Source organism: Kitasatospora sp. NPDC057223 (genome assembly GCF_042669755.1).
GTDB lineage: Bacteria > Actinomycetota > Actinomycetes > Streptomycetales > Streptomycetaceae > Kitasatospora.
Genome location: NZ_JBHUWW010000193.1, coordinates 1 through 11,878, shown reverse-complemented (window position 1 = coordinate 11,878; position 11,878 = coordinate 1). Strand labels below are relative to the sequence as shown.

General features: G+C 73.3%; 8 protein-coding genes. 3 read left to right on the top strand and 5 right to left on the bottom strand.

The genetic code is table 11. The annotated features are described in order from the left end of the window. Positions 1–94: 94 nt before the first annotated feature. Entirely contained in the window at positions 95–1,636 is a 1,542-nt protein-coding gene (locus ACFUK0_RS37370; RefSeq protein WP_380258004.1) for an FAD-dependent monooxygenase, read from the bottom strand. A gap of 68 nt (positions 1,637–1,704) precedes the next feature. Next, positions 1,705–2,340 (bottom strand): TetR/AcrR family transcriptional regulator, encoded by a 636-nt coding sequence (locus ACFUK0_RS37365; RefSeq protein WP_380258002.1) that lies wholly within the window; start codon positions 2,338–2,340, stop codon positions 1,705–1,707. A 353-nt stretch (positions 2,341–2,693) separates the two neighbouring features. On the opposite strand from ACFUK0_RS37365, the gene ACFUK0_RS37360 reads away from it, so the two are divergent. Beyond that, entirely contained in the window at positions 2,694–4,916 is a 2,223-nt protein-coding gene (locus ACFUK0_RS37360) for an RICIN domain-containing protein (RefSeq protein WP_380258000.1), read from the top strand. Positions 4,917–4,999: 83 nt separating this feature from the next. Here ACFUK0_RS37360 and ACFUK0_RS37355 read toward each other — a convergent pair whose 3' ends face one another. The 3 genes from ACFUK0_RS37355 to ACFUK0_RS37345 all read right to left on the bottom strand — a co-directional run bounded on the left by ACFUK0_RS37355 (position 5,000) and on the right by ACFUK0_RS37345 (position 8,984). Further along, a complete protein-coding gene (locus tag ACFUK0_RS37355) occupies positions 5,000–7,252 on the bottom strand; it encodes an MMPL family transporter (protein WP_380257998.1) in 2,253 nt (750 codons plus the stop codon). Between the two features lie 155 nt (positions 7,253–7,407). Next, positions 7,408–8,361 carry a ribokinase gene (locus ACFUK0_RS37350; RefSeq protein ID WP_380257996.1) on the bottom strand — a complete coding sequence of 318 codons (954 nt, stop codon included), beginning with the start codon at positions 8,359–8,361 and terminating at the stop codon, positions 7,408–7,410. 86 nt (positions 8,362–8,447) lie between these two features. Beyond that, complete coding sequence (locus ACFUK0_RS37345; RefSeq protein WP_380257994.1) at positions 8,448–8,984, bottom strand: GNAT family N-acetyltransferase; 537 nt, start codon at positions 8,982–8,984, stop codon at positions 8,448–8,450. 184 nt (positions 8,985–9,168) lie between these two features. Between ACFUK0_RS37345 and ACFUK0_RS37340 the strand changes: the two genes are divergently transcribed. Together ACFUK0_RS37340 and ACFUK0_RS37335 are read left to right on the top strand one after the other, a co-directional pair. Then, positions 9,169–9,906 carry a hypothetical protein gene (locus ACFUK0_RS37340; protein ID WP_380257992.1) on the top strand — a complete coding sequence of 246 codons (738 nt, stop codon included), beginning with the start codon at positions 9,169–9,171 and terminating at the stop codon, positions 9,904–9,906. 91 nt (positions 9,907–9,997) lie between these two features. Further along, positions 9,998–11,488: a bifunctional phosphatase PAP2/diacylglycerol kinase family protein gene (locus ACFUK0_RS37335; RefSeq protein ID WP_380257990.1), complete on the top strand. Its 1,491-nt coding sequence runs from the start codon at positions 9,998–10,000 to the stop codon at positions 11,486–11,488. The last annotated feature ends 390 nt before the right edge of the window (positions 11,489–11,878 follow it).

The window sequence follows — 11,878 nt, the reverse complement described above, 5'->3', positions numbered from 1 at the left end:
GGGCCGGCGGCGCGACCCGCCACGGAAGCCGTCCCCGGTGGTGCTCCAGAACCACCGGGGGCGGCTCCCGCCTGCCCGTGACCCGTCGGCCCGGCTACTGCGGTGCGCCGAACCAGGTGGCCAGCGCATCCCGCAGGCCCGGCCCGACCGGCTCGCCCTCGGCCGCCGCCCAGGCCACGTACCCGTCGGGGCGCACCAGCAGCGCCGCGGCCGGTGGCTCGGCGCACCGGGCGGAGCGGACGTCCACCCTGCTGCTCCACGGCGCCGCCGTGTCGGCCGGCACCTGGCTGCCGGCCAGGTCCAGCAGCAACGGCCGCGCATTGCGGACGAGTTCGGCCAGCCGGGCCGGTCCGGCGTCGGTGCTCAGCGACAGCTCCGGGGCGAACCGCCCCACCAGCGGATGACCGGAGGCCATCGGGTAGCGGACATCACTGCCGGCCAGCGTCCGCGCGATGTGCTCGACGTTCTCACGTCGCTGGAGGAACTCGCCGAACAGCTCGCGCAGCGCCGAGACGCCCGCGCCGGGCGCCATCAGGGCGGTCTGCGCCTGGGAGTGCATGAACACCCGCTCGCCGACCGGGTGCCGCTCGGCGTGGTAGCTGTCCAACAGGCCTGCGGGGGCCCAGCCCTGGACTTCTGCGGCCAGTTTCCAGCCCAGGTTGGCGGCGTCCTGGAGGCCGAGGTTGAGCCCCGGGCCGCCGACCGCCGAGTGGACGTGCGCCGAGTCGCCGACCAGCAGCACCCGCCCGCTGCGGTACCGCTCGGCAAGGCGGGTGTGGCCGCCGACGATGCGCCGGAACATGTGCGGGCCGGGCGAGGTGGGCTCGCTGACCGGCAGGTCGGCGCCCAGCACGCGCCCGACGCTGGCGCGGAGTTCGGCGATCGTCAGCGGCCCCTCGGCGTCGTCGCCCTCGGGCGGCGGGCCCCATTCCAGCGTGCTCACCAGGGGCTTGCCCGGCTCGGGGGAGGCGAAGACGAAGACGCCGTGCTCGGTCCGGGTGTGGACGAAGAGCGGGACCTTGCCGAAGCCCGGGACGTCGAGCGCGCCGGTGGCCGGGTCCACCAGGCGTTCGGGCAGCGCGATGTGCCCCGTCCGGGAGATCACCCCGCCGCCGGCCACGCCGGGGAAGGCGATTCCGGCCTGCTTGCGGACGGTGCTGCGCCCGCCGTCGCAGCCCACCAGGTAGCCGGTGCGCAGCCGGTAACTCCCTTCCGGGCCTTCGACGTCCACGTCCACGCCGGTGCCGTCCTGGGTGAGGGCGGTCAGCCGGTGGCCCCTGCGGATCTCCACGCCGAGTTCGCGGGCGCGCTCCTCCAGCAGCTCCTCCATCCGGCGCTGCTGCACGAACAGGGTGAACAGCGGGTTGGCGTCGAGCGCACCCAGGTCGAGCGGGAAGGCACCGAACACGTAGTGCGGGGTCGGCTGCGGTATCCCGGGCGCTCCGCCGAAGCGCTCGTACAGGCCGCGGTGGTCGAGGAAGCGGATCACCTGCCCGACCACGCCGTTGGCCTTGGGTTCGAGGTTGCGCTCGGTGCGCTCCTCCAGCACGACCGGCCGCACACCCGCCAGGCTCAGTTCGCAGGCGAGCATCAGCCCGTTGGGCCCGCCGCCGGCGATCACGACATCGGTTGTCATCGGTTCTCTCCCGGGGAAGAAGGGCATGGCGACGAGGGCCCGGACGGGGCCTCGGGGGGTGGGGCCGGTCAGCCGCCGGTGGGGTCGGGCAGGCCGGCCAGCAGGAGGTCCAGGGCTTCGCGGACCAGCGGCAGCAGGGCGACGGGGGGCTCGGTGTGCAGCCACCGGTCGCTCGCCACCTGCTGGGCGGCGAGGACGGCGGCGGCGACCAGGTTGGGGTAGACGTCGCGGTCGGCGTCGGTGCCGGTGCGCTCGGCCACGGCGGCCGCGAAGGCCCGGTTGGCGTCGGCGCCGGCCTTCATCAGCTCGCCCTGCAGGGCGGGTTCGGCGAGCAGCAGGCGGACGCCCGCGGTCCACTGCGGGTCCGGGCTGCTGTCGGCGGTGGCGAACGGCGCGAGGGCGACGTGGCGCACGGCGTCCCAGAGCGGTTCGGCCGCCGGTCGTTCGCGCAGCGCTCCGGCGGACTGCCGGACCCGGTCGACGTGGCGGGAGACGATGGCCTCGTACTTGTTGGCGAAGTAGTTGTTGAACGTCCGGGGCGAGACGCCGGCCTCCGCCGCGATGTCCTCGATCCGTACGTGCTCCAACCCCCGTTCCTGAGCCAGGCGCAGGGCTGCCCAGCTGAGGGCCTGGCGGGTGGCGAGCTTCTTGCGTTCCCGCAGCCCGGCCGGGTTCTGCGCGGCCGGAGGTCCGTCGGTGGTCATGTATTCCACTCTAGCCATTCTTGCGTGCTACGCAATCTTTCCGGATCGGCAACTTTATCCGGCTCAATGGTCTGGACCGCTGAAGGCCTTGACGCGCTCCTGCCGGGGCAGTTAGATCGCGACTTGAACTAAGGGTCGAACTAAGAACCCGGCCAGTCCCGTTCACGCCGACACAGCAATCGGCGGACCGGCGGCCGAGGCACGCCCGACGCCACCCGTCGGCCGGTTCGGCAGGCCCGAGCGCATCGCCCGTCCGGCTTTCGCACCGGCACGGAGTTCACACCACCCGACAACCGCCCCGACACCCGAAAACCGCGCCGGCTCCCACACGGTGACGGAGATGGAGGACGTTCATGACAGCACGCCGACTCCCGCCGTCCGCAAGGACGCCGGTCACCCGCAGCCGCTCCCGCACGCTGGCCGTCGCCGTGACCGGCACCCTGCTGGCCACCGCCGGGCTCAACCTCAGCACCGCGACCGGCGCACACGCCGACGTCCTGCCCACCGGCTGGACGACGGTGGTCAGCAAGGCCAGCGGCAAGTGCGTCGACGCCCGCGCGGCCTCCGCCGCCAACGGCACGGCCGTCCAGCAGTACGCCTGCAACGGCACCACCGCCCAGCAGTGGCAGCTCCAGGCCACCGACTCCGGCAACGTCCGGGTGAACAGCCAGCTCGACGCGACCCGGGCCTGGGACGTCACCGGCGTCTCCACCGCCGACAGCGCACTCGTCCAACTGTGGTCCTACAGCGGCGGATCGAACCAGCAGTGGCTGCCGGTGGCGGAGACCGGCGGTTACTACCACTTCGTCAACCGCAACAGCGGCAAGTGCCTCGACGTGCCCGCCGCCTCGGCCGCCGACAGCGTCCAACTGGGCCAGTACACCTGCAACGGCACCGCCGCGCAGTCCTTCTCGCTCGGTACGCCCGCCCCGCCGGCGGGGACACCGGACTTCGGACCCAACGTCAAGATCTTCGATCCGTCGATGTCGGCGGCGAGCATCCAGAGCACCCTGAACTCCGTCTTCTCCCAGCAGGAGACGAACCAGTTCGGATCCGCCCGGTACGCCCTGCTGTTCAAGCCGGGCAGCTACAACGTCGATGCCAACGTGGGCTTCTACACCCAGGTGGCGGGCCTCGGCCTCTCCCCCGACGACGTCACCATCAACGGCGCCGTGCACGCCGAGGCCGACTGGTTCCAGGGCAACGCGACCCAGAACTTCTGGCGCGACGCCGAGAACCTGTCGATCAACCCCACCGGCGGCACCGACCGCTGGGCGGTCTCGCAGGCCGCGCCGATGCGCCGCATCCACGTCCGCGGCGACCTCCAGCTGGACGACGGCGGCTGGTCCAGCGGCGGCTTCCTCGCCGACTCGAAGGTCGACGGCCAGGTGCGCTCCGGCACGCAGCAGCAGTGGCTGTCGCGCGGCGACCAGTTCGGCAGCTGGTCCGGCTCCAACTGGAACATGGTCTTCGTCGGCGTCAACGGCGCCCCCGCCACCACCTTCCCCAACCCGCCGGTCACCACGGTCGCCCAGGCCCCGGCCGTCCGGGAGAAGCCGTTCCTGTACGTCGACCAGGCCGGCGGCTACCAGGTCTTCGTGCCCGCCCTGCGGACGAACACCTCCGGCACCAGCTGGGCCGGCGGCGCGGCCGCCGGGTCCTCGCTGCCCATCGCGCAGTTCTTCGTCGCCAAGCCCGGTGACTCGGCGGCCACCATCAACGCGGCGCTGGCCGCGGGCAAGAACCTGCTGTTCACCCCCGGTGTCTTCCACCTCTCCGACACCATCCGGGTGACCCGCCCCGACACCGTGGTGCTGGGCCTCGGCCTGGCCACGCTCGTCCCCGACAACGGCGTGACGGCGGTGTCGGTCGCCGACGTCGACGGCGTCAAGGTCGCCGGACTGCTGATCGACGCGGGCACCACCAGCTCGTCCGTCCTGATGCAGGTCGGCCCGGCCGGCTCCACCGCGAACCACGCGGCCAACCCGACCACCCTGAGCGACGTGTTCTTCCGGATCGGCGGCGCGGGCGTCGGCAAGGCCGCCCAGAGCCTCGTGGTGAACAGCAACAACGTGATCGGCGACCACATGTGGCTCTGGCGCGCCGACCACGGCAGCGGAGTGGGCTGGACGTCCAACACCGCCGCCAACGGCCTGGTCGTCAACGGCAACGACGTCACGATGTACGGCCTGTTCGTCGAGCACTACCAGCAGTACCAGACCATCTGGAACGGCAACGGCGGCCGGACGTACTTCTACCAGAACGAACTCCCCTACGACCCGCCGAACCAGGCCGCCTGGAACAACGGCTCCACCCAGGGCTGGGCCGCGTACAAGGTCGCCCCGACGGTGACCAGCCACGAGGCCTGGGGCCTGGGCAGCTACGCCTACTTCAACGTGAACCCGGCGGTCGTCGAGGCCCACTCCTTCGAGGTCCCGAACACCCCCGGGGTGAAGTTCCACGACATGGTGACGGTCTCCCTCGGCGGCACCGGCACCATCAGCCACGTGATCAACAACAGCGGAGGCACCGCCAACTCCGCGAGCAACGTGGCGAACCTGGTCAGCTACCCCTGACCGGTCCTCCCGGACAGCCGTGACGTGGGGCGGGTCGGTCGCCCCACGCCACGGCGGCGGAGTACCCGGCGGCCGGCCGGCACTCAGGCCGGCCCCGGGGCGGGCTCCTCCTCGCCCTCGGTGTCGATGTGCGGCAGGATCCGGTCCAGCCAGCGGGGGATCCACCAGGCGTGCGCGCCGAGCAGGGTCATCACGGCCGGCACCAGCAGTAGGCGCACGATGGTCGCGTCGATCAGCACGCTGACGGCGAGGCCGAGGCCGAGCATCTTCACCACGATGTTGTCGCTGAGCAGGAAGGCCGCGAAGACGCTCACCATGATCAGGGCCGCACAGGAGATCACCCGCGCGGTGATCTCCAGCGCGTGCGCGACGGCGCCCTTGCTGTCCCGGGTGCGCAGCCAGGCCTCGTGCACCCGGGCGAGCAGGAACACCTCGTAGTCCATGCTCAGGCCGAAGACGATGGCGAACATCATCATCGGCACGTAGCTCTCGATCGGCACCTTGCCGGCCACGCCGAGCGCGGGGCCGCCCCAGCCCCACTGGAAGACCGCGACCACCACTCCGTAGGAGGCCGCGATCGAGAGCAGGTTGAGGACGGCCGCCTTGACGGCGATCAGCAGCCCCCGGAACACGGTGAGGATGATGATGAAGGCCAGTCCGACGACCGTCGCGATGATCAGCGGCAGCCGCTCCGAGACGATGTCGAGGAAGTCGACCTGCGCCGCCGTGGTGCCGGTGACGTACCCGGCGGCCGCGGTGCCGGCGACGGCCTGCGGGAGGACGGTGTCCTTCAGGTGGTTGACCAGCTCGGTGGTCGCGTGGTCCTGCGGGGCCGTGGTCGGGGTGACGGTGGAGATCAGCACCTCGCCGTTGGTGGTCGGCTGGAGCGGGCTGACGGCGGCCGCGCCGGGCAGGCCGGTCAGGGCGCTCTGCACGTTGCCGGCCAGCGCGGCGCGGTCCCCCGAGGGCACCGCGGTCTGGTCGATCACCACCGTCAGCGGCCCGTTGGTGCCCGGCCCGAAGCCCTCCGAGATCAGGTCGAAGGCGCGCCGGTCGGTGAAGCTGGTCGGGTCGGCGCCGTCGCCGATGTGGCCGAGCTGGATGGAGAACAGCGGGATCGCGAGCACGCCGATCACCACGACGCCGGTCGCCAGGAACCACCACGGCCTGCGCTCCACCCTCTGGGCGTAGCGGTGCCACGGGCCGGTGGCGGTCTCGCCGGGCCCGGCCTCGGTCTCGGCGATCGGCTTGCGCAGGTGGTAGCGGTCGATGCGGCGGCCGACCAGTCCGAGGAACGCGGGTGTGAGGGTGAGCGCGCCCAGCACCGCGGTGACCACGGTGACCGCGGCGGCGACCCCGAGGTTGCCGATGAAGGTGACCCGCGAGACGTACAGGCCGGCCAGCGCGACGATGACGGTGCATCCGGACACCAGGACGGCCCGGCCGCTGGTGGAGACCGCCCGGCCGGCCGCGGCGACCGGGTCCTCACCGTCCATCAGCCGTTGCCGGTGGCGGGTGATCAGGAAGAGCGAGTAGTCGATGCCGACGCCGAGGCCGATCATGGTGGCCAGGGTGGGCGAGACGGTGGCGAAGGTCATCGCCTTGGCCAGCAGGCTCAGGCAGCTGAGGCCGACGATGACGCTGATCAGCGCCGTGACCAGCGGCATTCCGGCCGCGATGATGCTGCCGAAGCCGATCACCAGCACGATGACCGCGACCGCGAAGCCGATCGCCTCGCTGATGAAGTCGGCCGTCTCGGGGCGGGCCAGCTCGCCGAGCGAGCCGCCGTACTCGACCTGGATGCCGGCCTCGCGCAGCGGCTGGACGGCGGCGTCGACGCCGTCCAGGTACTCCGTCCCCAGCGAGGAGGGGCTCTGGTCGAAGCGCACCGTGATGTAGGCGGTCGCGCCGTCGGCGGACACCGGTGACGGGTTCGGCGGCTGGGCGGGCGGTGTGGCAGGCAGCGGGTTCGTCACCGCGAGCACGTTCGGGAGCTGCTGGAGGGCGGCGACGGCCTGGCCGACCTGCGGCTGGACGGAGGTCAGCGGCGCACCGGCGTCGTGCAGGACGATCGGCGAGCTGAACCCGCCCGCCGTGGGCTGGTTCTCCTTCAGGACGTTCAGGCCGGTGTTGGACTGGGTGCCCGGCAACGTGAAGTCGTCGGAGTAGGTACCGCCGATGGTGCTCTGGAGCGCGTGCAGGCCGCCGAGCCCGACCAGCCACAGGACGATGACGACGACGAAGTGCCGCGCACACCACTCACCGAGCGCCCGCAGGCCCTTCGGCCGGGCGGCGGGTTCGGTGGGGCCCGTGGCGCGGCGGCCCGGTACTGGCATGCGGGACTCCTGGGCGTGCTCGCAGGGCGGCTGGAGGAGGACGCCGCCCAGGACGGTTGCTTCTCGCGTCCGAGCGTAGGTTTGCCGCCTCCCCGCGAACCGTCCCGACACCCGGAGAGCGCGAGAACGGCAGGTCACAGGACACGAATGGCTGACTACTCGTCACTGTCGGCCGCCGGCCGGAGCGCCGCCAGCTCCTCCGGCGTCGGGTACGAGCTCTGCGCCCCGTGCCTGGTGACGGTCGCCGCACCGACCCGGACGGCGAACCGGGCCGCGGTGGCCAGGTCGTCCCCGGCGCCCAGGCGCCAGGCGAGGGCGCCGGTGAACGCGTCCCCCGCGCCGGTGCTGTCGACCGCCTCGACGCGGGGTGCGGCCAGCCGGGCGCTGCCCCGGGCGTCGGCGACGACCGCACCGTGAGCGCCGAGCGTGACCACGACCGAGCGGGCCCCGAGCGCGAGCAGCGCCCGCGCGCTCTCCTCCGGTGCCCGCCGCGCCCCCGCACTCCCGCCGAGCACCAGCCGGGCCTCGTGCTCGTTGACCACCAGCGGGTCGCAGGCCGTCAGGAGCTCGGCCGGCAGCGGCGCGAACGGGGAGGGGAACGGGGACGGGTTGAACACCACCCGCGTCGCGGCGCCGACCGTGCGGACCACCTCGACCACGCTCTCCAGCGCGATCTCCAGTTGCAGCGAGACCACGGGCGCGGCGGCCAGCAGCGCGGCCCCGGCCCGGACGTCCGCCACCGAGAGGCGGGCGTTGGCCCCGGGTGAGACCACGATGGTGTTGTCGCCGTCCGGACCGACGGTGATCAGGGCGACGCCGGTGGGAGCCCCGCCGGTCAGGACCCGGGAGGTGTCCACCCCGGCCGCCCGCTGCGCGCCGAGCAGCAGGGCGCCGTGCGCGTCCTCACCCACCCGGGCGAGCAGCACGACCCTGGCCCCGAGCCGGGCCGCCGCGGCGGCCTGGTTGGCGCCCTTGCCGCCCGGGTGGATCCGTGCCTCGGAGCCGCGGACGGTCTCCCCCGGCTCCGGGAGCCGTTCCACCCGGACGACGATGTCGGCGTTGGCCGAGCCGACGACCACCAGATCCGGGGCTGTGCCGGTGCTGTCCACGCAGTCCTCCTCGCGGGCGGTTCCCCTGCGGGCATTGTGCCGGGCCGACGGCCGCTCAGGCGGCAGAAGGGCGGCGGACCGGCGGCTCAGGCGCCGGTGGTGCGCGCGGCGCCGAGTTCCCGGGCGTACCAGACCTCGGCGTACGGGCCGGCGCTGTAGGCCGGGGTCTCGGTGTAGCCGTGCCGGGTGTAGAGCGCCCGCGCCTCGACCAGGTCGAGCCTGGTGTCCAGCACGATCCGCTCGGCGCGCAGGCTGCGGGCGGCCTCGTCCACCGCCGCCATGAGCCGTGCCCCGCCGCCGGTACCGCGCAGCGCGGGCCGCACGAACACCCGGGTCAGTTCGACCGTCCGGGGGTCGAGCACCCGCAGGCCGGCGCAGGCGTGGGCCTCGTCGCCGTGACGGCCGATCAGGAAGAGGCCGGTCGGCGCGGCGAGATCGTCGCTGGGTGAGGCGGCGAGGCCCTCCTCGATCTCGGCCGGGGTGGAGCGCCGCCCCTCGTGGAGTTCGTAGTAGCGGTCGCTGACGTCGATGAAGTAGTCGCGGAGCAGCGCCACGGCGTCGGCCGATCGGACGTCGGCGGGAGCGATGCGCCAGCTCGGCGGACGCGGGGTCGTGTCGGTCATGTCCGCCATTGTCGTGATCATGTGATGGTCATGCGAACCGTTTACGGGGGCGGACGACGCTGGAACCGATCACATTTGAGTGACCATCCGGAACGCTGCATAAAACTACTTTCGGACAACTGGCTGACACCGATAGGTTTCGCCCCTCACCATGTCCGTTCAGCGCAACTCGGGGGAAGCACCCTTGTCCACTCCGCCGCCCCAGGCACCCTTCGACGCCCCCGCCGCCGGCCCCGCCGCCGAGCCCGCACCGGACGCCGCCTTCGGCGCGTACACCGGCCCCTACCAGCCCGGCCCGTTCTGCCGGTTCTGCGGTTCGGTACCCGCCGTGCAGGCCACCATCCGGGGCCACCAGGGCTTCCTGGTCATCATGAAGTTCCTCAAGCTGGAGGGGCCGTTCTGCCGCTCCTGCGGCATCGCGGCGCACCGCAGCATGACCGAGAAGAGCCTCTGGCAGGGCTGGTGGGGCATCGCCTCCGCCCTGATCAACCCGGCCACCATGCTGCTCAACCTGCCCCAGCGGGCCAAGATCAACAAGCTCGCCGAACCGCTGCCCGGCGCCCCCGGCCAGCCGGTCGCCCCGGGCCGGCCGCTGTTCCGGCGGCCGGCGATCCTCGGCCTGCTGATCCCCGTGATCGCCGTCGGCGCCATCGTCTTCAGCGTCCAGCAGGACCCGACGTACGCCGGCGTCGGCGACTGCGTGCACAACAAGCACACGATGACCGCGGGCGTCGAGGACACCTCGCCGGACGTCGTGGTGCTCGGCTGCTCGGACCCGGACGCCGACGCCCGGATCGTGGGCAAGGTCTCCGACACCACCAACGGCGAGACGGCCTGCGAGCGGTTCGCGGACGCCGACGGCTACTACACCGAGGAGCAGGGCTCCGACCGCTTCACACTCTGCCTGCACTTCCTCAAGTAGCCCGGCCGAAGCCGACCCGGTCCCGGAAGCCCCGGGCCCCCGTGGGCCCGGGTCACCGCTCTGCGGCGGGCAGTCGGATAGCCTCCGGTGCATGGGAGCCATCGACACCATCGACCGTGCACTCTTCGACCGCATCGCGCAGGCCCGCCTGCCCGGTGCCCATCCCTGGCTCCCCGGGCTCAGCAGAGCGGCCGATCACGGCGTGCTCTGGATGGGCACCGCCGCCGCCCTGGCCGCCCTCGGCGGGCGGTCCGGGCGGCGCGCCGCACTGCGCGGAGCCGGGTCACTCGCGGTGGCCTCCGTCCTCGCCAACGTGGCGGCCAAGCACCTGACCCGGCGTCCGCGCCCGGTGCTCGACCAGGTTCCGCTGGTCCGTCAGCTGGTGCGGCAGCCGTTCACCACGTCCTTCCCGTCCGGCCACTCCGCCTCGGCGGCGGCCTTCGCCGTCGGCGTGGCCATCGAGGCACCGCTGCTGGCGGCCGTCGTGGCGCCGGTGGCGGGCGCCGTGGCGGCGTCCCGCGTGTACGTCGGCGCCCACTACCCGGGGGACGTCCTGGCCGGGGTGGCCCTGGGCGCCGGCGCGGCCGCACTGACGCTGCGCTGGTGGCCCCGGAAGATCACCGCGCCCGTCCCCGCGGCACCGGCCAGGGTGGCCGTCCCCGCACTCACCGGCGGCGCCGGTCTGTGCGTGGTCGTCAACACGGGATCGGGCGGCGGCAACGGCGCCGACGGCCCGGGCCCGGCCGCCGAGGAGCTCGCCGCCCTCCTGCCCGGAGCGGACATCCGCCTGTTCGGCCCGGACGACGACGACCTGGCCGCGCTGCTCGAAACGGCCGCCGACGACGCGGCGGCCCGGGGCGGCGCGCTCGGCGTCTGCGGCGGCGACGGCACCGTCAACCTGGCCGCGACGATCGCCGCCGGCCGCGGCCTGCCGCTCGCGGTCTTCCCCGGCGGCACGCTCAACCACTTCGCCGTGGACCTGGGCATCCGCTCGCTCGCCGCGACCGCCGAGGCCGTCGAGGCGGGTACCGGCTGCGCGGTCGACCTGGGCCTGGCCACGGACGGCACCCGCCAGCGGGCCTTCGTCAACACCTTCAGTCTCGGGGTGTACCCGGAGCTCGTCACGCTGCGCGAGTCCCTGGAGGACCGCCTCGGCAAGTGGCCGGCGCTCGCCGTGGCCGTCCTGCGGGTGCTCGCCACGGCGGAGCCGGTGGAGGTGGAGATCTCCGGCGTCCCGCGCCGCCTCTGGCTGCTGTTCGCCGGCAACGGCGCGTACGACCCGCCCGGCTTCGCCCCCACCCGGCGGGCCGGCCTCGCCGACGGCCTGCTGGACATCCGCACCGTGGACGGCAGCAGCCCCTGCGCCCGCACCCGGCTGGCCGGCGCCCTCCTGTCGGGCACCCTCGGCCGCTCCCGGGTCTACCGGGCGGCCCGGCTGTCCGCCCTGGAGGTGACCTCACTCGGCACGGCGGACCGGATCTCGCTGGACGGCGAGGCCGTGCCGGCCACCGGCCATCTCCGGCTGGCCAAGTCCCGGGCGGGCCTGACGGTCTACCGCCCCGCCGACCCCGAGCCGGCCTGATCCCGGGGGCGGCGAGACCGTCCTTATCCCCTCGTGCCAGGGCTCCGCCGCCCGGATGTGACCTGGGCCATCCCGGCGGCCGCCACCGGAGGCCGGCCGGTGAGCAGGACGTTCCCGGCCGGTCACCGTGGGTCGACAATGTGTGCGGCCTCACCCGCCTCCGGCGGTGACCGCCGCCACATCCGGCGGGCCGCCCGGGGGTACGAGCCAGCAACCACGGCGCCCGAAATGCCCGAATACTGGCGGTAACGCAGCCCTGACCTGCGACTTCCCATCGAATCCTTGCTACCTCCCGCCGAGGTCCGTAAGTTCGAAACCAGTGCAGCGAGCAACCCGGCGCCCCACCGGCCCGGAGCGGCCGCCGCACCCCACCGAGAAGCGACCGGCCCG

Coding starts and splice junctions, on each gene's coding strand:
- ACFUK0_RS37345 (WP_380257994.1), bottom strand. CDS start 8,984: ATGACCGACACGACCCCGCGTCCGCCGAGCTGGCGCATCGCTCCCGCC.
- ACFUK0_RS37355 (WP_380257998.1), bottom strand. CDS start 7,252: ATGCCAGTACCGGGCCGCCGCGCCACGGGCCCCACCGAACCCGCCGCC.
- ACFUK0_RS37360 (WP_380258000.1), top strand. CDS start 2,694: ATGACAGCACGCCGACTCCCGCCGTCCGCAAGGACGCCGGTCACCCGC.
- ACFUK0_RS37335 (WP_380257990.1), top strand. CDS start 9,998: ATGGGAGCCATCGACACCATCGACCGTGCACTCTTCGACCGCATCGCG.
- ACFUK0_RS37365 (WP_380258002.1), bottom strand. CDS start 2,340: ATGACCACCGACGGACCTCCGGCCGCGCAGAACCCGGCCGGGCTGCGG.
- ACFUK0_RS37370 (WP_380258004.1), bottom strand. CDS start 1,636: ATGACAACCGATGTCGTGATCGCCGGCGGCGGGCCCAACGGGCTGATG.